Origin of the sequence: Gracilibacillus alcaliphilus, assembly GCF_016909015.1 — a bacterium.
Taxonomy (GTDB): Bacteria; Bacillota; Bacilli; order Bacillales; family Amphibacillaceae; genus Gracilibacillus; species Gracilibacillus alcaliphilus.
Genome location: NZ_JAFBFA010000003.1, coordinates 18,330 through 39,978, shown reverse-complemented (window position 1 = coordinate 39,978; position 21,649 = coordinate 18,330). Strand labels below are relative to the sequence as shown.

General features: G+C 40.3%; 18 protein-coding genes. 13 read left to right on the top strand and 5 right to left on the bottom strand.

Features of this window, described 5'->3' with window-relative positions:
• Nucleotides 1–587 precede the first annotated feature (587 nt).
• The 4 genes from JOD18_RS03170 (at nucleotide 588) to JOD18_RS03155 (ending at nucleotide 8,095) form a co-directional block, all read left to right on the top strand.
• A complete protein-coding gene (locus tag JOD18_RS03170; RefSeq protein ID WP_204667491.1) occupies nucleotides 588–5,435 on the top strand; it encodes an immunoglobulin-like domain-containing protein in 4,848 nt (1,615 codons plus the stop codon).
• A 251-nt stretch (nucleotides 5,436–5,686) separates the two neighbouring features.
• Complete coding sequence (locus tag JOD18_RS03165; protein ID WP_204667490.1) at nucleotides 5,687–6,241, top strand: hypothetical protein; 555 nt, start codon at nucleotides 5,687–5,689, stop codon at nucleotides 6,239–6,241.
• A gap of 570 nt (nucleotides 6,242–6,811) precedes the next feature.
• Nucleotides 6,812–7,477 (top strand): hypothetical protein, encoded by a 666-nt coding sequence (locus tag JOD18_RS03160; RefSeq protein ID WP_204667489.1) that lies wholly within the window; start codon nucleotides 6,812–6,814, stop codon nucleotides 7,475–7,477.
• 90 nt (nucleotides 7,478–7,567) lie between these two features.
• Nucleotides 7,568–8,095, top strand: coding sequence for a DUF402 domain-containing protein (locus tag JOD18_RS03155; protein WP_204667488.1), 528 nt, complete (start codon nucleotides 7,568–7,570; stop codon nucleotides 8,093–8,095).
• Nucleotides 8,096–8,226: 131 nt separating this feature from the next.
• Here JOD18_RS03155 and JOD18_RS03150 read toward each other — a convergent pair whose 3' ends face one another.
• Nucleotides 8,227–9,024, bottom strand: coding sequence for a helix-turn-helix domain-containing protein (locus JOD18_RS03150; RefSeq protein WP_204667487.1), 798 nt, complete (start codon nucleotides 9,022–9,024; stop codon nucleotides 8,227–8,229).
• A gap of 26 nt (nucleotides 9,025–9,050) precedes the next feature.
• Between JOD18_RS03150 and JOD18_RS03145 the strand changes: the two genes are divergently transcribed.
• Nucleotides 9,051–9,218 (top strand): hypothetical protein, encoded by a 168-nt coding sequence (locus JOD18_RS03145; RefSeq protein WP_204667486.1) that lies wholly within the window; start codon nucleotides 9,051–9,053, stop codon nucleotides 9,216–9,218.
• A 621-nt stretch (nucleotides 9,219–9,839) separates the two neighbouring features.
• On the opposite strand, the gene JOD18_RS03140 is transcribed toward JOD18_RS03145, so the two are convergent.
• The 3 genes from JOD18_RS03140 to JOD18_RS03130 form a co-directional block, all read right to left on the bottom strand.
• Entirely contained in the window at nucleotides 9,840–11,327 is a 1,488-nt protein-coding gene (locus JOD18_RS03140; RefSeq protein WP_204667485.1) for a sucrose-6-phosphate hydrolase, read from the bottom strand.
• A gap of 86 nt (nucleotides 11,328–11,413) precedes the next feature.
• Nucleotides 11,414–12,817, bottom strand: coding sequence for a sucrose-specific PTS transporter subunit IIBC (locus JOD18_RS03135; protein WP_204667484.1), 1,404 nt, complete (start codon nucleotides 12,815–12,817; stop codon nucleotides 11,414–11,416).
• A gap of 30 nt (nucleotides 12,818–12,847) precedes the next feature.
• Nucleotides 12,848–14,845, bottom strand: coding sequence for a beta-galactosidase (locus tag JOD18_RS03130; RefSeq protein WP_204667483.1), 1,998 nt, complete (start codon nucleotides 14,843–14,845; stop codon nucleotides 12,848–12,850).
• A 112-nt stretch (nucleotides 14,846–14,957) separates the two neighbouring features.
• Here JOD18_RS03130 and JOD18_RS03125 point away from each other — a divergent pair, with 112 nt between their 5' ends.
• The 7 genes from JOD18_RS03125 to JOD18_RS03095 all read left to right on the top strand — a co-directional run bounded on the left by JOD18_RS03125 (nucleotide 14,958) and on the right by JOD18_RS03095 (nucleotide 20,057).
• Nucleotides 14,958–15,776 (top strand): AraC family transcriptional regulator, encoded by an 819-nt coding sequence (locus JOD18_RS03125; RefSeq protein ID WP_204667482.1) that lies wholly within the window; start codon nucleotides 14,958–14,960, stop codon nucleotides 15,774–15,776.
• A gap of 137 nt (nucleotides 15,777–15,913) precedes the next feature.
• Nucleotides 15,914–16,327, top strand: coding sequence for a GIY-YIG nuclease family protein (locus tag JOD18_RS03120; RefSeq protein ID WP_204667481.1), 414 nt, complete (start codon nucleotides 15,914–15,916; stop codon nucleotides 16,325–16,327).
• Between the two features lie 22 nt (nucleotides 16,328–16,349).
• Complete coding sequence (locus JOD18_RS03115; protein ID WP_204667480.1) at nucleotides 16,350–17,291, top strand: helix-turn-helix transcriptional regulator; 942 nt, start codon at nucleotides 16,350–16,352, stop codon at nucleotides 17,289–17,291.
• A gap of 98 nt (nucleotides 17,292–17,389) precedes the next feature.
• Nucleotides 17,390–17,923, top strand: coding sequence for a GyrI-like domain-containing protein (locus JOD18_RS03110; protein WP_204667479.1), 534 nt, complete (start codon nucleotides 17,390–17,392; stop codon nucleotides 17,921–17,923).
• A 50-nt stretch (nucleotides 17,924–17,973) separates the two neighbouring features.
• Nucleotides 17,974–18,342, top strand: coding sequence for an SRPBCC family protein (locus JOD18_RS03105; RefSeq protein ID WP_204667478.1), 369 nt, complete (start codon nucleotides 17,974–17,976; stop codon nucleotides 18,340–18,342).
• Between the two features lie 686 nt (nucleotides 18,343–19,028).
• Entirely contained in the window at nucleotides 19,029–19,619 is a 591-nt protein-coding gene (locus JOD18_RS03100) for a TetR/AcrR family transcriptional regulator (RefSeq protein WP_204667477.1), read from the top strand.
• Nucleotides 19,620–19,622: 3 nt separating this feature from the next.
• The gene (locus JOD18_RS03095) at nucleotides 19,623–20,057 is read left to right on the top strand and encodes a DUF4267 domain-containing protein (protein ID WP_204667476.1); all 435 of its coding nucleotides are present in this window, start codon (nucleotides 19,623–19,625) and stop codon (nucleotides 20,055–20,057) included.
• 104 nt (nucleotides 20,058–20,161) lie between these two features.
• Here JOD18_RS03095 and JOD18_RS03090 read toward each other — a convergent pair whose 3' ends face one another.
• On the bottom strand, nucleotides 20,162–20,419 hold the full coding sequence (locus JOD18_RS03090; RefSeq protein ID WP_204667475.1) for a GNAT family N-acetyltransferase: 258 nt from the start codon (nucleotides 20,417–20,419) through the stop codon (nucleotides 20,162–20,164).
• 186 nt (nucleotides 20,420–20,605) lie between these two features.
• Here JOD18_RS03090 and JOD18_RS03085 point away from each other — a divergent pair, with 186 nt between their 5' ends.
• Nucleotides 20,606–21,610 (top strand): LacI family DNA-binding transcriptional regulator, encoded by a 1,005-nt coding sequence (locus JOD18_RS03085; RefSeq protein WP_204667474.1) that lies wholly within the window; start codon nucleotides 20,606–20,608, stop codon nucleotides 21,608–21,610.
• Nucleotides 21,611–21,649 lie beyond the last annotated feature (39 nt).

The window sequence follows — 21,649 nt, the reverse complement described above, 5'->3', positions numbered from 1 at the left end:
GAGTACCCAGCCTTGTTTGGGGTAGCTGTCAATCATGTCATGGTAGTCGTCTATTTTTTGAAGGATGCCAGTTTCCCTTTTTTTATTTTCTCAAATTCATACTTCTTCCTCCTCTGCATATTCGAGAATTTTTCTAAGGGCAGCGGAGTGTTTTACAAATGGCCTCCAGTGTAGAAAAACGAATGGTTGAATATGGAAAAATGTGAGAAGGGCAACTAATCCAATTAATTAGATTTGAACAATCTCTATAGGTACTGGAACGCACACAGAATATAACCATTATTCTGCGTGCGTTTTTCTTTTTGCAAAAAAGCTCTCCACTCCCTGTCTCCACCTTTCCGCTTTTCTGGCTGCAAGGGGTGGATTACAGCTAGGCGGAATGCAGGTATAATCGGACATAATAGTGTTCCGTGATAAGGGAGGAAGAAAATAAACAAGTGATAGCGGATAAGCTTAATGTATTAAACATGGAAAAGAAAGGCCTCAAAATGGTAAGTAATCGGAATAGCTAATAAAACACAGGAAGTAGGAAAGGGGAACCCGTTTATAATCATAAGACTATAAAAATGTTAGTGGAAGGTGAGAGAATGATAGATAAAAATGTTAGATGTAGTGTAAGTTTCTTAGGAAAGTGTTTTTTAATCTTGTTGCTGGTGTGTACTAGTTGGCTTTCTAGTTCTGGGTTGTCCACTGTTCAAGTAACATGGGCAGCCGACAATTCCAACCAACTAAAACCCAAAGGATTTGAAGATATCAATTTACATACATTAGTAGACATAGATCAAGACAACATTTCTTCCTTAGAGAAGCCAGAGCATGTAGGCTCATTTGGCTCTCAGTCGATAGAGCTCGTACAAACCGATACTCCTGTTGAGGAAGGGGAGACTGCTTTAACCGAAGGGGCAGCTCCATCTACGATGAATGAAGACAACGATTCCGATTTACCTGTGGTGACCGATATTATTCTGTATCCCGAGTATTTCTCTCCAAATGATGATGGTACACAGGATACGACAGATATTAGGTTTAAAATTAATAGGCATACCGAGTACTTTTCGTTGGATGTATATGATCCCGATTCCTCACGCTGGAGAGGAACTATAATTGAATCCTCCAACGGACTTATGCCTGGAAGCTATATCAAACGCGGATGGGATGGGACGGTTGTACTAACGGGAGAAAGCAGCTCCTCCTTAGATGAAGGCTCATATGTCGTCATACCGTGGCATGGGGTCGTTAATGGTATTATTCACCCAATTGTTAATGAGGCATCACCATTCGTTGTGGATGTGACGGCTCCGGTGTCAACATTAGATGATCCCCCGCTTACGGTTCAAGAAGACGAAGGAGTCATTTCAGGACAGGTTGTCAGCGACTTGATGATCGATGTGCTTGGGGATCATTCAGCGATCGGAGTGGCTGCCATATACGAAGATAACGGCGAGAAGCAGGCAGATGGAGAGATTGCTGATGATGGTAGCTTTACTGTCCAGGTTCCTTTGCAAGACGGGCTGAACACCTTTGAAATTTATGTTTATGATAGTGCAGGCAACGGTATATTGGAACCGGCGCATATTTTGGAATATACATATAAAAATCCCCAGCCGCCTCAAACCGTTACTGCTCCCGACAAAGCTCAACAAGGTGGGACTTCTGTGCAGTTCTCGTGGGAAGAACCGGATAGCTGGGGAATAGGTATGCAGAGGTCATACGTGTTACAGTTTTTTAACGGTAAAAGCTGGTATGATCCGATAACTAACATTGAGACGTCGACTTATGAGTACACATTACCGGAAAATATAGACACCAAAGAGGCGAAATTTCGGGTCAAAAGTGTCACTGAAGTAGGCGAATCCACTTTTACAGAATCGAACAGATTTACGATTATAAGCACACCACCAACGATCATACTTCATGGTGATAACCCATTGGAAGTGTCGGTTAACGGTCAATATGAAGAGCCAAGTGCCACTGCGAAAGATGCTTTTGAGAACGACTTGACGAATGAGATTGAGATTTCCGGGGAAGTGGAGACCGGCCAAGTTGGAGAGTATACTATCACTTATACTGTGCAAGATGAGGCTGGAAATGAAATGCAGAAGACACGGCAAGTGAACGTGATTAACGATATAGCCCCAACAATTACCCTTAGTGGGCAGGACTCGTACAAAGTGGAAAAAGGAAGTACATACACGGATCCGGGAGCAACGGCAGAGGATTATTTTGGTGCAGATGTTCCAGTCACGAACGATTCCGCAGAAGTTGTGAACATGGCAGAAGTGGGTGAATATACAGTCACGTATATAGCGGAAGATGAATATGGCAATAAAGCGAGCGCAACGCGCACCGTTATTGTTGCACCGCAAAGAGTAGCGGTTATGGGAGGGTACGAAAACGTCAGCGTCAACGGAGCAGAAGAAAATGCTGAGCTAATGCTATATCAAGGTGTGCAGGAAATTTCCTCCGGTACGGCAGATACATTCGGAAACTATACATTTAAGAATGTAAGTGCTGGAGAAGGATACTATGTCACGCAAACGGTTCATAACTTTGAGAGCTTTGCCTCACAACAAGTAGAAGTGATGGGGAAAGTGTCCCCTCAACCACCTCAATCTGTAACCACACCTTCACCACTTAAAGGTGGGAGGCAGATGGTTCAGTGGGAAGCGACCACCGATTGGGGGAGTGGATCCGCTCGCCACTATGTCATTCAGTTGTATGATGGGGAGCGGCAAGTGTTAACAGAAGAAGTCTATCCTACAGAGGACGACAAGGAAAACCCGCCAACAACTGTGGCACTAGAAATCCCAATTGGTCTGGATACGGATAAGGCAGAAATTCGCGTCCAGAGTGTTACCGATCACGGGGAATCGGTTGCTGCTCTATCGGGTGAGTTTATCATCGACAACACCATGCCAGGATCACCTGCGATTATGTTGGACGCAGAAGGCTGGACCAATGCTGAGGCAGTGGTTGTAAGCATTACTGCTGGTGAAGATCATGAAAGCGGTACAGCCCGAACCGAATATCGTATCGAAGAAGGGGAGTGGCAAATCTATGAGCAAGCTTTCTCGATTAGCGAAGAAGGGGAAACCGTTGTATATGCCCGTACGGTTGATCAAGCAGGGAATAACAGTGAGATAACGGAAGCAACAGTGCAAATCAAGCGGACAGCACCAGCTGAACCAAGTATGGAAGTGGAGACGAGTGCATGGACAAATGCGGCAACCGTTGCTGTGACCATGCATAAACAGGATGATACAAGTTTCGTGGAATATCAATTGCACGGAACAGAAGAGGAATGGCTGGCGTATGCTGGAAATGTTGTCATTACAGAAGAAGGGGAAACCACAATTTACGCACGAGCAGTCGATCAAGCAGGCAATACTAGTGAGGTGGTAGAGAATGTAGTCCGAATCGACCGTACGGCGCCAGAATTGACCTTGCTTGGCGATAATCCTATCTCTGTACGATATGGCGAAATCTTTGCGGACCCTGGTTATCTAGCAGAAGATAATCTTACAGAAAATCTAGAAGTAGCTATTACAGGAGAGGTAGATATTAGTCAAATAGGTATATATGAGTTAACTTATAGTGTACAAGATGCAGCGGGAAATGAAACCAATCGAACACGAGCGGTACATGTAGTAGATGAAGAATTTCCTGTGATCACACTAAATGGAGATAATCCATTGATTATTGAAGTTGGCACGGCATATGAAGAATTAGGGGCAACAGCGCACGATAATGCAGATGGGGATATCAGTGATCAAATGATCATAACAGGGCAAGTGGATATAAGCAAACTAGGAAGCTATCAAGTGGCATACAAAGTGGCAGATAGTTCTGGTAATCAAACAGAGGTAATGCGAACGGTCGAAGTGGTGGATACAACCAATCCTGAGATCATTCTAGAAGGGAAGGCTGAAATCACTTTAGAGCTTGGTGACAGTTATCAAGAATCAGGTGCCATAGCGAAGGATAACTATGATGGAGATATTAGCGATCAAATCAAGATCATAAGAGATGTGAATATCGAACAAGTGGGTACCTATGAATTGATATACACCGTCACAGACAGTTCAGGTAATGTAACGAGCGGTACTCGTACTGTTCACATTGTCGATACAACCGCACCAGCCGATCTGAAATTATCGGCTCTAGAAACAACCACAAATACTATTACATTAGTATTTTCTGCTTTTGATTTAGCTGGGATAAAGACGTATATATTATTCCGTGATGGGGAAGAAATTGCAACGATCGATGGAGAGGCAGCAACATATACAGATCAAACATTGCAACCCGGCGAAACGTATACTTACTCGCTTGCAGCAGTGGATTATTCTAATAACCTATCAGAAGAAGCCACGTTGACAGTGACGACGCAACAAACGGAAAAAGTACAAGTGGAAAATATAGAGAAACTTACTGATCTGTCTGTTGCATATGGTACGGCAAGGAAAGATCTTTCCTTACCGGATCAGGTAACAATCATCCTAACAAATAAGGCAACGCTGCAAGTTCCCGTTCATTGGTATGCAAGTGAACCAGCTTATGATCCGCATCTAGTGGGTACTTACACTTTTAATGGAGATATTACTTTACCAGATGATGTGCTCAATCCTGAGGCTAAACAAGCAACCGTCAAAGTCGTTGTCAATCCGCCCAAGATGGTAGAGATTATCTTGGATAAACCGGCAGAACTAGTCTATCCAGGTGCATTTGTTCAGGTTAAAGAAACTAACACGACTATTCAATTACCAGAGGACTTACCAGAAGGCACCACCTTACAGGTCAAGTCGGTCAAAGACATTCAAATATCCGGATTTGTGCGAACAGGAGAGTTGTATGATTTTATATTTACTTATCCAAAGGGTAAAGAAGATTATGCAGGTGATTTTATTCTTACCATGGGTGTAGAAGATGAGCAGGAGCAAGCAGCATTGTATCATTACAATGGCGAAACACAGATATGGGAATACATCGGCGGCGAACAAATCGCGAACCAACTTACAGCAACTGTTTCATATTTCTCTATTTATGGTGTTTTAGCCGAAGAAGAAGAGAATCTGCCTCCAGAAAAACCAAACGGTGAGAAGGAAGAATCACCGGAGAAACCAACAAAACCAAAGGATGAGGAAGAAATAGAAGAGAAACAGATGGGTACAAAAGAAGATCCAGAGGGCAAGCAACCAACAGATACAAAAAAAGAGCCGATGAATACGAATCCGATGGATAGTAAGAAGGTAGCAACACAAGGGGAATCAACAAGCAAACAACATGCAGCTGATAAACAGCTAGAAGTAGAAGAAGAGGCGTTACCTGATACCACAACAAATATGTTTAATTGGTTACTGTTTGGAACTCTTGCGCTTATCTTTGGTGTAATAGTTATCACTATATACCGCCGAAAAGCTGGATCAGAACAATAAACGAAGAATGGCACCCTCACCTAAATAAATGGTGAAGGTGTCACTTTTATATAGTAGTTGAAAATAATAAGTGAAAGTTAGCTGTAACAATAAAGAGACCCAAGAAAAAAAATTGTATAGATGGAGGTGCGTTTGAAAGAAGGCAAATTAGGGAAAGGGGTAATAACGCAGACAATGAAAACCCTTTTTCGTTGTCCGTTCACCATGTATAATAAATAATAAGTCCAATGATCAAGAAAGGAAGATGTTTCATGGAAGGAATTACAACTATATTGCAACGGCTGAATAACAGAGATCCGCTGCCTCTGCTTGTGCCAGATAAGGTATGGGATCCGGCATTAAGTGAAGAGACTGCGACGATAACGGCGGAAGATATTGTGTCAGAGGGGGAAGCCTTACCATCAGAACAAGTAGTGGAAGCTGTTCGCAGCAGTTTATTGTTATTGAATGATGATTTAGACGCCTCTCATGATATTTCACAAGGCTTAGAAGATTCCTTAGGTTCTTATTTGCATGGTGTGATGCACCGTCGGGAAGGGGATTTTCCTAATGCGAAGTATTGGTTTAGACTGGCAGGCGATCACCCGATCCATGCCTTGCTGTACGATGAAGGCCAAAAGATAGACAACGATCTTAAGCAGCGGGGTCGCTGGGATCCGGCTGCGATGGTCGATGAAGTAGAGCGTGTCTATCGAGATGGTGCGGAAGATAGTGAGAAAGGAATCGCCTTGCGTAAGCTGCAAATGCTTGAAATGCAAATGTTAGTTGGTTTTAGTGTAGGCAGCGGTGTAAAAGAGAACGAATAATGACCTCCCCCTTTAGATGATTAGTATCTAAAGGGGTTTTTAAAAAGACAAAATACTAACCTTTCAAAAATATCTAATTAAGAAAATGACGGACAAAACTCAAGGGAAAGGCATAGAAAAGTCCGTCATCGGGGAAATGACGGACAAAACTCGAGGGAAAGGCATAGAAAAGTCCGCCATCGAGGAAATGACGGACAAAACTCGAGGGAAAGGCATAGAAAAGTCCGTCATCGGGGAAATGACGGACAAAACTTGAGGTGAGGCCGTGGAAAAGTCCGTCATCATAGAAATAACAGACAAGCCCAGAGATAAGGCTAGTAAACATACCGTAAGCATCTGGCAAAGAAGAATACCAGAAAATAAAATCCAGCTAGCTGCAAATCATCAAGCTGCTTGTATAGAGAAATTCATCAAACGGAAGTCACTCTTCTGAGAATTTGCGTAATAAAGTACCAAGTGCAATGCTTGTTTGCATCTCTTTTAACAGAAAATGAACCTTTTAGAAACTTTTTTAGTGGAGATTCGTATACTCTATTAAAGTTATAAAACGTGAGAGAAGGGTGAGAAGCTGTGTTACGTTTATGGAAACATCGACAGCGTCAAAGATCAATCAAGAAGGTGAAACCAGGGGATGGTCATGCCTTGAAGCCTTATCGTTTTTACGAGGTTTTTTATCGTTCTTTGTTTTATGCAAAGCTGCTGGAAGAGGACGGTAACATGCATACCTATGCTGTTCATATTGATTACTTTAGTGAGGAGTCTGTTGCTGAATTATATCGGGATGGAAAGCACTACGCAACCTCTTCTTTGCCTGCCACCTTTCCTGTCCCGGGAGGTGTAATTGAAGCAGCTACCACGACTTATGGGGTGAGGCGTATGCATTATGTCACCGAAGATGGGGAAGAAGAACATGTATTAACACCTGATCGCCGTTCGGCAGAAGGGTTGCGAAAAAGGTTTGATGCTAGCTTTCCTCAATTCAGTTCAGCTATTGGTGTGGCAGCGATCGTAATCTTGCTGATCTCACTTGTGCTTGGTCTGCCACAGCTGGCATCTCTGATTTCACATATCCCTTTTATTGCGGATAGATGGGGATCATTTGAAGCACCATTCATGCTTCCTGATTGGTTAAACGTCACTCTTGTTGTTGCTGCGACTATCGCTGCATTGGAACGAGCCTTGATGCTGCGAAACCACTGGCTGATTGATATGGAGACGAGTTGGTGGGATGAATAGGAGGCGGTTAACATAAAAGACAGTCAACTTAATCTATATAATTATCATGGGTCAGAGGAAATCCGGCTTTTTCAAGTGAAAAAGGAAAATGTGAAATTGTGGAATGATAACGTAGTAGTATTTGACGTTAGAATCGATGATTATCAGTCGATATTGAGACATTATTCTTTCTACGATAAATGGTTCGAAATTAATTGTACATTTGACAGGGAAGGCAAGCTCCTTCCTGAAAACGGTCCGATAAAAAGAAGCTTTAATTGTGATATCTGTTCACCGTGCTTCAGTATCGGCAATAATATATATAATGTAGACCTCGAACTGGATGTGCTGGTAAATCCTAATGGAAAGGACTATATTATAATAGACGAAGATGATTTTAAAGAGGAAATAAGAAAAAACAATCTGACATCGTTTGAAGAAAAAGGAGCTTTAGCTGGTCTCAACCAACTAATTGAAATAATAGAAAGCGGGAAGTTTATCGATTTTCTAAATGATATTTATCCGTTTTCGGATGTAACAAATTGTACAAGTGCGCTGCCTATGGAAAAAAGAACTCAAAAAGAGGTACCCCTTTTTGAAAAAGAGACCAGATACACCTTGTATGGAAAAAAAGAATAAATCAGCAAATACACTTTGTCTCAGGGAACAATAGCCTCTTTCTCTTTCCGTTAAAAATCAATCATTCTCAAGATACAGCTGGAAGTGTGATTTTTGTCAATCTTGGACAAATGGTCACACTTCCAGCTGATTTATTGTGCAGCATTATATTTTCGATACTGTCCCGGTGTTAATCCTTCTGCCTTTTTAAATCGTCTGGTGAAGTTGGCAATGTCAATATAGCCAATATTGCTGACAATGGTTTTAATCGGCAAATCTGTTTCCATCAGTTGACGCTTAAATTCGTCAAGTCGTAAATTCCAGACATATTGTGAAAAGGTTTCACCTGTTTGTTCTTTGATAAATCGACTTAGATAAGAAGGTGACAGCTGGAATTTCTCAGTGCTTTCATCAATGGACAAGTCATGGGACTTGTAACGCTGGTGAATGTAGGTCAAGATGTTGTCTCGCAGTATCAGATTGTTGCTGACCTTTTTCTGTTGGATATCGTCACAAATTTTTACGATCAAGCGATTAATATTGGCTTCTAGGTTATCCAGCGAGCGAAATTCAACAATTGCCTTCACATCCTCTGCGGCATGTTTTGATGTTTCTGCAGGGATATTCTCTAAGATCGTATTAATAATCTCAAAACATAAACACTTGAAGATAGGAACGGTTATATCTTTTTTGTTTAAATCAGATAAAATGGTGGTTAGTGTTTCTTTGGCGACAATTTGGTCTCCTAGCTTCAAACTTTGAATAAGTTTCGCTTTATTTTGGTTATCGATGGGATGCCAAAGCTTCTGCTGTTCCTGACGGGTGAAAATATCTTCAAAATAAATGACAAGGTTATCTTTTGCCATATTAAATTCAATCGCTGCATTAGCAGCATTGGCTTCAATAAATGAACGGTTGATTTTATCGGTACCCGTACTATACCTCCCCACTCCTTTATGAAGATCGAGCTTATGTTATGGGTGTGAATGGATTACTGATGGGAATCGAATTATCCACTGGTAAATGTGCAGATGCCTATCATTTTTCAATAGATTGTGTCTACTCCACGCCGGCAGTGTATCAAGATCTAGTGATTCTAGGAGGACAGGATGGGATAGTAAGAGAGATTAGCGTGAAAGAATAAGTTGGATAAAGCAGGGAACTTCATATGGTGCGACAGTCTGTTTCTTTGCACCACACAAAGGATTTGATCTATGGATGGCAGTTACATTCAGCACAAAAACGCGGGATGTGCTTGTTTCCCAGCTATAGGTATTTACCATTGATAAGAAGGTTTGATGGAAGCAGTCCGACTGACTTATGCAAAGACATTTTCTTTTCAGATGGTTGAAAAGGAGTGTCGTCAAGATCTCCCTTTTTGTTGACACCTCTATGGCTGGTCGATCGCTTCAAGTTCCAAGAAATGGGCTTTTCATCAGAGGCCAGGTTCTACCTAGCTGTTTAAGCTTTAAGGAGTCGTGTTTTGCAAAGATGCCAGGCTTATCTTATCTGTTCAAGCCCCCTATGAACCACTTTTTAATCAGAGACCAAGGCTATTCCATCCTTTTCATGCTATGATTCTATCTGTTGAAGCTGGCTTAGAAAGCTGGAAAAAAGCCTTATGTGAATGCACTTTTCCATCATTAGCGAACAATCAAAAAAAGCTGTTACAACTTGTAATATTTACGTGTTGTAACAGCATTCTGTTTATTATGCTAACCAAGGAAACTCACTGATGGCAGTTTCGCTTTAGTATCTTATCTGTTCATAAAGAGATGGTATACAGCCTCTCTTTATAAGTGAGTTCGCTGCCTTCAATCCAGATATTCGTATCTTCCTGTTCTGGGAAGACTAAACCAGATAGTACTTTATACCCTTCATTGAAAAATATTTCTATGGAGGAATGGTCAACAAAGATATTCATTTTAATCGATCTATAGTTCGGTAATGTCGTTGTTCTTACGGAATTTGTTTCCTCAATCTGAACAAGCCCCACCTTTGAGCGGTCTACATGAACTATCCCAGAGGCGGAGTCAAATGTCACTTGTAAGTAACGGTTTTTTTGCTTATCAGCTAATAGATACAAGTCTCCTTGTTTATTGGCGGGTATAGTTATTTCTAATTCATAGCAGTTGTCATTTGCCTGATAAACATGTGTTATGTCATCAATGGTGTGCTGTTTCTCATAAACTAACGTCTTTTGTGCATGAAATTCTTTTACTGGGTATTGATAGAGATGGTTATCTATAATAGTCAATTCTTTCACTAGACTTAAACAATTGGTCCAGCCATCAACGGAAACGGGGTATTCACCTTGCTCGGGCAATCCCAGCCAACTGATCGCTAATGTTCGGCCATCCGGGGCATCGATTGCTTGTGTGGCATAAACATCAAATCCGTCATCTAATCTTTTTATCGGCTGTTTAGACAGGAGAGAGCGATTGGTTACATCTAGCTCATCTGCTATCAGATAACAATTAGGGTTACTATTCTGGTAACTTACGATTTTTTGATCTAACCCTTGGGGACAAAAGATTAAAATGGGAGTCTTATTCACTCTAACTAGATGTGGACACTCAATCATATAGCCCATTTGCTGATCGGTAAAGTTTAATGGACCAAGCAGTGACCACGTCAGTAAATCATCACTTTCATAGATTAAAATATGTCCTTCTTTATGCTCAGTTTGCGCACCGATTAACATTAGATACCTATCTTGGTATTCAAATACTTGCGGATCTCTGAAATGACTCGTGTAGCCTTCAGGCAGTTCTGCAATTAATGGTTTTTTTAATTTGGCAATATCGCCGTTTGTATCCATGGTGGCCCCTAATTGAAAAGAGGATCGAGTCCAGTCCTTGTTCCTTACATTTCCGGTATAAAAAAGGCGAAGTTGATCATTCAATGGAATCGCAGAGCCGGAATAAGCACCATGACTATCATAGGCAGTATCCGCAGGGATAGCCAATCCTCTATTTTCCCAATGAACAAGATCAACAGATTCTACATGGTACCATGATTTTAAACCATGGAATGTGCCAAATGGGAAGCTTTGATAAAATAAATGCCATTTCCCATTAAAAAAACTAAACCCATTCGGGTCATTTAACAGCCCTGTTTCCGGTTGAATATGGTAGGCCAATCGCCATTTGGAACGCTGAACCTTTTTCTGCAAGTTTTCGATATGGTTTGTTGGCCATTGATCATATGGTGTATATTTTGCTGCTGCTATATTTTTTTCTGATAATTCCATAATAACCTCCTAACGTTAATTTGCTGCTACAATTCAATAACCATCAGGCAGGAGCTCAAGAACTCACTGCTGATGGAAATTTTCTTTTATTTGGATAACATACCGTCTTTATAGCCGAATAACCAAGTTAATAGGAAGGCAACGGCAAAGCCAACACTGCATACAAGCAAATAAAGCAGAATTTGATCGTTCAAATATAACAGTATACCAGGGATGGCTGTGATGGACATGCCTGTTCCTTTTAACTGCAGAATGGTTGCTAAGAAACCACCGACACCTCCACCAACTAATCCCATTAAAAATGGCTTCATAAAACGAAGGTTAACCCCAAAAATAGCTGGTTCTGTGATACCCAATAAGGCAGATACAGTGGATGGATAGGCAATCGCCTTGATCTTTGCTTGCTTTGTTTTGATAGCTACTGCCAAGGCAGCACCCGCTTGCGCACAAATAGATGCCGAACCAATTGGATTAATTGGATTCCAGCCTGTATCTGCTAACAATTGGATTTCTATTAAATTCAGCGCATGATGTATCCCAGTTACCACAATGATTTGATTGAGGGCACCATACAGAAAGCCGCCAATACCCAATGGCAATCCTAAGATAAACTCTACTCCGCTTAACATCAAAATTTCGATTCCGTGGAAAATAGGTCCTACAATAAAGAAAGCTAAAAAGATCATCAGTAACAAGCTGAGAAATGGTGTAATAATTAAATCAAATGTAGGCGGAATGACCCGTCGGAGCCGCTTTTCAATATGGGCACCAAGGAATCCCATAATAAATGCAGGTAATACGGATCCTTGATAACCAGAAACTTCGATAAAGCCAAAGAATACTAATGGGTCTCCCGTACCTTCTGCCACTTCCCATGCGGTAGGCAAGCTTGGATGAACTAACATGAGACCCAGCAAGATACCAAGCAATGGACTGCCACCAAAGACTTTAAAGGCTGACCAGCATACTAAAACAGGCAGAAAGGCAAAGGCTGTATCAGTAAGGACTTCTGTAAACGTAATAAAATTCTGTGATATATCCTCAGGAGTCAGTCCAAATATACTAAGCATTTGCGGCTGAGTAATTAGACCGCGCATCCCCATAAATAGCCCGGTAGCTACCAGAGCAGGGATGATAGGAACGAATACATCACCGAAAACACGAATCAAACGTTTTAATTTGCTGCCCTCCTGTTGAGAGGCTTCTTCCTTTAATTCATATTTAGATGTTGCAGAAACGCCGATTTCTTCCATTGCCTCATAGACACGATTGACAATGCCTGTTCCTAAAATGATTTGATATTGTCCAGAAGTAAAGAAAAACCCCTTTACTTGATCGGTTGCTTCGATTTTCTCATCATCAATAATGTCTCTATCTCTAACTACTAGTCGTAATCTCGTTGCACAATGTGCCATGGATATTATATTATCGGAACCGCCAACGGCCTCCAATATCTCACTAGCAATTTTTTTATATTCTTTACTAGCCACTTGTTATTGCTCCTCTTCTTGTTCCTCAGATTATTCTTTAATTAGCAATACATCATAAGGAGTAAGCTCTAACTGGTCATCAATGGTTTGATTGGTTAAGTAGTCTGTTTTACCTGTGAATGCTTCTGGTACTGGCACAGATTCGTCGGTAAAGTTGATGATAAAGGTAAACGAGACGTCATTTCCTTCTCTTGTCACAATTTCCAATTTGGTATCGACAGCAGCTTTCTCGATATGTGCGCTGGCTGCTGCTTTGTCTAATAAAATCGCTAAGCTGTCATCATCTAATGACGTACCAAAATAATATACTTTTCCTGCTTGATAATCGTTTACGGTTACAGCAGGAGTGCCTTGATAGAAGTTGGAAGCATACTGTGCTAATTCTTGAGCTGTTTCCAAATGAATAATATCGCTGACTAATTTCCCTTCTCCTTGCTGGCCGTCTGTCCAAGCAATTTGGTTGCGCTGCTCTGGTGCCAGTGCATCGATTTCTTCGACCCAAACCCCGCAGAGCTGGCGCAATGGTCCAGGATAACCGCCTAGATGGACATTATCGGATTGATCCACAATACCGCTCATAAAGCCAGTCACCAACACGCCTCCTTCAGCAACGAATTTTTCAATCTTTTCGGCTGTTCCTTCTTTTATCATATAGAGAACAGGTGCAAGTACTAGCTGATAATCGGACAGATCATCGTCGAGGGAAACCAAATCTACCGAAATATTTTGCTTGTAAAAATATTGATAGATATGATGAATTTGTTCTACATAAGTGAGATCTTTGTTAGGGCCGCTTGTATATTCCAATGCCCAATAATTATCCCAGTCAAAGATAAGGGCAACCTTACTTTTGATATTGGTAGCAAGCAGCTCCTTGCCAACGGCTTCTAATTCTTCGCCAATTTGCTTCACTTCCCGGAAAACCCTTGTATTATTGGTTCCGCTATGAGCGATAACAGCACCATGAAATTTCTCGCAGGCGCCGATTGAACGTCTTAACTGAAAATACTGAATCGTATTGGCACCATGTGCAATCGTCTGAAAGCTTTGAGCTCGCAGCTGGCCTGGCTTTTTCAGTGAATTGTAAGGCTGCCAATTTTGCTGGCTGGGTGTTTGTTCCATTAGCATAAACGGCTGTTTCTTTAAACCGCGCATTAAATCATGTCGCAGTGCAACTTCACTCCAAGGTGTATTATAAGCTGGATAGCTGTCCCAAGAGACAATATCCATTTCTTTGGCCCATTTAAAATAATCCAAATAATAGTACGTACCCATTAAGTTTGTGGTAATAGGGGTTTCTTTATCCCATTCTCGAATAGCCTCTCGTTCCATTTTGAAGTTTTCCAGCATACTATCAGAATTAAACCGGCGATAATCAATCGAGATGCCGGCAAAGGCAGTATCTTTATAGGAAATCCCTTCACTTAAGGCATTAGGTAAGACGATTTCATCCCATTCATATACAGTATGTCCCCAGAATTCCAAATTCCAAGCCTTGTTTAAGGCTTCAATGGTTTTATACTTGTCGCGCAGCCAGATTCGGAAAGCCTTTTCACAATTTTCGCAAAAACATTCTCCGCCATATTCATTATTAATATGCCAATAGGCAAGCTGAGGATTATCTCCATATCGTTCAGCCAGTTTGGAGGCTAAGCGTTTGGCGTATTTTTGATATACCAAGCTGTTCGGGCAGGCATTATGCCTCTGACCAAACTTGTGGTGTCTGCCTTCGAAATCCGTTCTGCCTACTTCTGGATACTTCTTAAACATCCAAGCAGGCAAAGCTGCAGTGGAGGTAGCTAAGACAATTTGATAATTTTCCTTCGTTAACATATCCATGATGTCATCTAATTCAGAGAAATCATATTGATGTTCTGTAGGCTGGATTTTTGCCCATGAAAAAACATTAACAGTAGCACTGTTAATACGGGCGTCTTTAAAATAAGTCATATCCTCTTTCCAAGTTTCACGATCCCATTGATTCGGATTATAATCTCCGCCATACAAAAAATGTTGTATTTCCTTCATTAGTCATCAACCTTTCTATATTTATGGTAATATTATTATACCGGAGTTCAAGGGCTAAATGTATGAAAGTATGAAATAAATTATATGAAATTTAGAACCAGAGGTGATAGATATGCCATTGTTTTTTCAAGTGTCTAACAGTTCCCTTCCGATTGCAATTGCTAGCATAGGGAATCATTGGAATCAAGAGAGTATTGTTCGTCCGGATGGATATCCCCATTTTCATTGGTTACAGACAGAAGCAGGTATTGGAGAAATTCGTATTAATGGAGAAATTATTCGTTTGCCACCGTCCAAAGGTATTCTGATCCGTCCCTTTGTCCCGCACTCGTATTATGCTAATGAAGGGTGGTTAACTAAGTTTGTAACTTTTAATGGGACATTAAGTGATCACTTGGAGAACATTGTTGGAAAAAGGAGTTATGTGGTTAGTGAGAATACAACTTCTTTCTCATTTGGTGATTGGATTGACGAGGTAGTAGATCAGCATATGTCTGGTGTAAAGAATCAAACAAAGCTATCCACCTCTGCCTATGAATTTTTATTGAATTTAAGTCGGAAAGATCATCTAGCAGAGCATAGTGATCATTCGCTTTATCGCAACTATGTATTACCTACAATAGAAGCTATCGAGAATTATTATGACCGAGCACTTACGTTGGAGGGGTTAGCGGAAGATTTATTTGTCAGTCCGCAGTATCTCTCAAGGGTGTTTAAAAAATTTATGGGGGAAACCGTCATTTCCTTTCTGCAAACCTATCGAGTCAATAAAGCAAAAGAATTACTAATCAATCACCCTTCCTTAAAAATTCAAGAGATAGCTCATTTTTGCGGCTTTTCTGACGCGAGTTATTTCGTTTCCTTTTTTAGGAAAACAACGACTTATACGCCCTTACAGTTTAGGAAGTTATATTTGATCAAAAAACATTAAGAGACGGGTGTGCCACCTTAAAGGTATCCGCCAATCTATAGGACGTATATATAACTTATTGCAAAGGTTTGTATTGAAACTGGCTCCTAAATGGAGGGGCATATTGTCACCAAGAGTTTTAGAAGGGGTGAACTAAAATGGAAAACATAAACTGTAACATTAACAAGTCCGATACACTTTATACTGTTAAAGCCCTGTTACCACATGAACAAAAACATCTCACGATAGGTAAATTAGGAAGATTTGATTTTCCAAAAGGTTTGTATGTCTATGTCGGCAGTGCCAAACGGAATATAGATTCCAGACTCAAACGTCATATGCAAAAAGAAAAAAAGTTGCGCTGGCATTTTGATTACTTACGACCCTATTTACAAATAGAAGAAATTCAAACTTTTTCTGGGGAGGAAGGCGAATGTCAGCTTTTTCATCGCTTATTACATGAAAATGGGGCAGAAATGCCTGTCAAAGGATTTGGTTCATCAGACTGCAAGTGCTTTTCTCATTTGTTTTATTCGCAAGAAGCAGTTATATTAAGGAAGAAATCTCATTAGATGGGTAAAGGCGGTATTTACATTGAAACTAGAACGGTTATTATCGATTATTATTTTGCTGTTAAATCGCCGGATGGTACAAGCAAAGGAATTGGCAGAACGTTTTGAAGTGTCGATACGAACGATCTATCGTGATGTAGAGACGATTAATATGGCAGGTATTCCGATTGTTACTTATCAGGGCGCAAATGGCGGGATTAGTCTGGCAGAAGGCTATCGGTTAGATCGAAATATTTTAACCAATGATGAATTGGCTTCGATTGTGACGGCCTTACGCAGTATATCCACTTCTTATGGGGAAGTACATCATAAGCAGTTAATGGAAAAGATGAATAGTGTTGTGCTCCCAAATGAAGCGGAATCTTTTCAAGATAAGACCAATCGTGTGCTGATCGATTACTCACCATGGGATGGCCAGGAACGGCTGCAAGCCAAGCTGGATTTACTAAAAGGGGCTATCGATCAAGAGGTGATCGTCACCTTTGTTTATTCTGACGCGCAAGGGAAGGTTACCAAACGAAGTGCAGAACCGCATACCTTGATCCTAAAAGGAAAGCAGTGGTATCTGCAAGCTTATTGTTTAGAAAAAGAACAATTTCGCTTATTTAAGTTAAATAGAATAAAGGATCTACTGATCAATGAGGAACAAGTATTTACTCGTCGTCAAGTTCCTTCCAGCCAAAATATAGCAGCTAAGGGTCAAGGCACTTCTTCCGAAACAACTACCATTGTACTGCAGTTCCAAGAAGAGGCCCGTCATTTGGCGGAAGATTGGTTCGGAGTGGAGGAACTGATTGTGACAGAAACCGGCGGCTGGCAAGTACGTAAGCAATACCCGGAAGATGAATGGCTGTATGGGTTTATTCTAGGCTTTGGGCCTTATGTGGAAGTAATTGAACCGTTACATGTACGAGAAATTATTGCCAAACGTGCCGCACAAATTGCTGCTATATATCATCCATAATAGATCTTTTTTTAAAAAACTAAATAAAACCTGACAAATAGTTGTCAAGTTAGCTGGTTTATACTATAGCTATTCTAAAGAAAAGGAGCAGGATAGTTATGAACCAAGAAAAAACAAACCAACAAAAGGGAACACAGCCAATCATCCAGCCAACTCGCATTGAGGAGCGTCCTTCCTTTACATTGGCAGGTGTAAGTGCGGTTACTGCAAATGAAGCAGAACAAGCTGGAGCAGGAAAGATTGGCGCATTATTTGACCAGTTTTTCGGACAAAATATTGCTGGGAAATTAGGTGTTAATATAGAGGAAGCAGGTTTCTATAGCTGCTATTTTAATTACGAGACAGATGACACTGGGTTATATGAAATCATGGTAAGTGTCCAGGTAGATGATGTCTCTTCCATTCAAGAAGGGGAGGGTATTCAGACATTCACTGTACCAGCTGCTAAGTATGCCGTCTTTGTAACAGAAAAAGGCCCGATTATAGAAATGGTTCAGCGTACATGGGCTGCTATTTGGGAATGGTCACGACAAACAGGAAATCAACGGACTTTTACAGGAGATTTTGAGTATTATGGCAAAGAGAGCGGTCCGACAGATGGACAAGTGGAAATCTATATTGCGATTGAATAAATGCTATTCTGAAATATCTCATGAACTTTGACGTTCAAGGAGGAGAAAAAATGGGCGAAAGTACCATTGTGATTAACAGCGATATACAAAAAGTTTGGCATGCGGTGACAAATGAAAAAGAATTGACACAGTGGTATGCACCTGGCTCTCCATGGGAAATTCCCAAGCTGCAAATGGGAGAAACAATGTATTTTACATTAATGCCAAGTGGGCATAATCATTTAGAGGAACCGTTGCGTATGTCCTTGACCATTGTGGATATAATTCCTAATCAGCTTTTTTCCTTCCAGATGGATGCAGACGAGACATTGATTTCTTTTGAGTTAGTTCCAGAAAATAACGGTACGAAGGTCATCATTAATATGGAAGGCTATGAGATGTCGCTTGCTAATTTGAAGGCATTAGTAGAAGGGGAATAATTCACTAAGGATATTTGGAGTGAAAATGTTGATTTGACGGCATTTTGATGGTGCGTAAAATGGATAAAACAACTAAAAATCAATAGGTTCTCCGCCAAAATTCCACAAGAGAAAGTTGAGGGAAATGAGGGACGTTGTGTAAAAGCAATATCCCTTTTTTAATTCTTATTTGTGTTGATGCCAATGTTTGATAGAATCATCATGAAAAGAATAGCCTTAGTAGCTGGTTAAAAAGATGGCTCCTTGGGGCTTGAAAAGATAAGATACTCTGGCATCTTAGCGAAGGCTGATTCCTTGGGGCTTAAACAGCTAAGTAGACCCCGACATCTTAGCGAAAGCCAGTTCCTTAAAGCTTAAACAGATAAGATGATAACCTCACCAATTGATCAAAAACCCACACCTTAGGATTTGAAAAGGTCGAGTAGCTATAGGTACCAACAGAAATAGATGGCTTGACAGCCTCCTTTTTCAACCATATGAAAAAAATAAGTCATACACTTAATAAAGAGAGAGTGTCGCACCATGTAGTTCCCATTGTGCAACAGCCTCGTTATTCCGAAGCCTTTCCTATATTTATTTTTTGTCTTTACAAAACTTAAAAATAAATATAGTATATAACTATGTTATAAAAAAAACAGTGTTATTCAAGAAGGGATGAAATTTCTTGAATAAAGGGGAGTTAGTTTATGGTAAGTAGATTTGAGCGAGAGCAAATTCGTTTAAGAGGGGAAGTTCTTAAAACAGCTTTACATATTGCTGAATCTGACGGATGGTCAAATGTGAGCATAAGGAAAATTGCTAGTGAAATTGAGTACAGTACGACAAAAGTTTATGAGTTGTTTGAAAACAAAGAACATCTTATCCTTGAACTTTTACGTAACGGTTTTAAATTATTAGCTAACCAACTGGAAGAAGCAGTCAGTAAATATTCAAATCCACAGGAACAAGCAATAGCTCTGGGAAAAGCATATTGTACTTTTGCTTGGGAAAATGGAGCATATTATCGGATTATGTATGGTATGGATGGGGTTCCGTTTGGAGTCGAACAGACTTGGCAAGAAGGAATGCGTATAGGAGAGATTAGTAAAAAAGTGCTGGCATCTTACATGCCTTATTGCAACGATGAAGAGATTAATCATTATGTCTATGCCGCATGGGGAACATTGCACGGAATATCATCCTTATTTATGTCCGGCAGATTATATGGTACAAGAGAGCAAGCCGAGGAACTTGCAGTACAATCTGTCTTAAACATGATAAGTAAAGGGGAGGATTAGGAAGTGAGTGAGGAACTTGGAAAAGTAAAACGATGGGGTCCGAAATCATTGTCTTTTTGGCTGACGATTGTATGTGCAGGTGGTTTGATTGGCTTAGGTATTAATGGTTTTATTCAACCTATTGCTGCCTCAAAAGCCTTTGGTTTAGAAGTTTTGAATCCGTTAGACAGTGGATATGTCCGGGTGAAGGCAACAAGAGATTTAGCACTTGGAATAAGTATCATTGTTTTTGTTTTTATGAGGATAAAAAAAGTGTTGATTGCTTTTTCACTAGTCTCTGCAATCATCCCTTTGATTGATGGAATCTTGGTGCTTACACAATATGGTGGTGAATTAAAGGATAGCTTGCAACATTTCATTACCATGATCGGTGTTCTTTTAATAGCATTCTTACTGTGGAAAGAGAAAGGGATAGATATATCAAAGGGTGTATCCTAAAAGATTTTTTTAATTCTAAGCTGTCATTCTCTCTGTTGCATAACCTTTTCCGCTATAGTTTTTGCAAATAGTATAGCCAATCTCTATCTCTCCAGGGTTTCCTGTTATTTCATAACACCTATGTCCCCAATAAGTTCTCCATCAAGTTTTGATTCGATAGCCAGCACAAATGGTGATGTATTTCTATTTATACAGTCATTGAAAAAAGAGATGGCATTCTCAGCTGCTGAAATGTCTGCATAGAACTCGTTAGGAACCCATTGTTTCAATGCTGTCTCTAAGTGATTTTCGTATAATTTGAAAGCATCTGAAGGCTCGAATCTTCTAAAATATAAATGTTCTGATTCTAATAGATATCTCATTTGATCTTCCTTTTCCTTTTTTTGTATGGAATACTTTGATTTTAACACAAGGAATCCTTAGTGTATTCTGTATTTCTGCTCTCTTATTCTATACAACCGTCCGACAAATTTTTTGTTGAAATCCGTTTCTATTCATGTTAGTATAATCAACGTAAACGTTTACGTCATGAAAAAGGAGCTTGGAAGATGACTATTACTATTAAAGATGTAGCGAAAAAGGCCAATGTGTCGATTGCTACGGTTTCCAGAATTCTAAATAATAAGCCTGGTTATACGAAGGAAACAGAAGAAAAGGTTCTGCAGGTCATACAAGAATTAGGTTATCATCCCAATGGAATAGCTCGAGGATTGATTAGTAAACGCACCCATACGATCGGTGTTTTAGTACCGGAAATTTCCAGTATGCTGATGTCCAAGTTTATACAAGGAATTGAACACGCTGCCCATGAAAATAGGTCTAGTGTGATCGTTTGTCATACAGAATCAAAAGGTCAAAAAACGCAGAAATATCTACAATTATTACAGGAAAAACAGATTGACGGTATTGTCTTTACGAGTGGAGTCTTTACACAAGATCATTATCAAATCATTAATGACACTAACAAACCAGTTGTATTATTGTCCACGGAATCACAAGATTTTCCTATCCCGCATGTGAAAGTAAATGATTGTCATGCGGCTTACAGTGCCACCGAATATTTGATTAAAAAAGGCCATCGCAAAATTGGCATGGTGAGTGGCAACAGAAGTGATATCATAGCTGGTCAGCCGCGAATTGATGGTTTTATCAAGGCGATGAATACGTATCAAATTCCAATGAAAGAGGAATGGATCGTTCCGATAGGGTTCAATTTTGAAGAAGGTAAGCAGGGCTTTACACAACTGATTAATCAATTTCCTGATATGACAGCGGTTGTTGCGGCTAGTGATGAACTGGCATTAGGTGTGTTGTCTGTCGCTTATCAGAGAAATATCTCTGTACCGGATCAATTATCTGTTATTGGGTATGATAATCTTAGAATTGCGGAAATGAGTACACCAACACTCACTACTGTGTCACAGCCTGCTGTAGAAATGGGTAAAAAGGCTGCTGAATTGGTGTTTCAGATGATGGAAACCAATAAGCCTGTAGAGAGTTACATATTTCCACATGAAATTGTGGAAAGGCAAAGTGTGAAGGCGTTATCGTAAAGAAAGGATTGTGCAGATTACGTAAACGTTTACGTAATG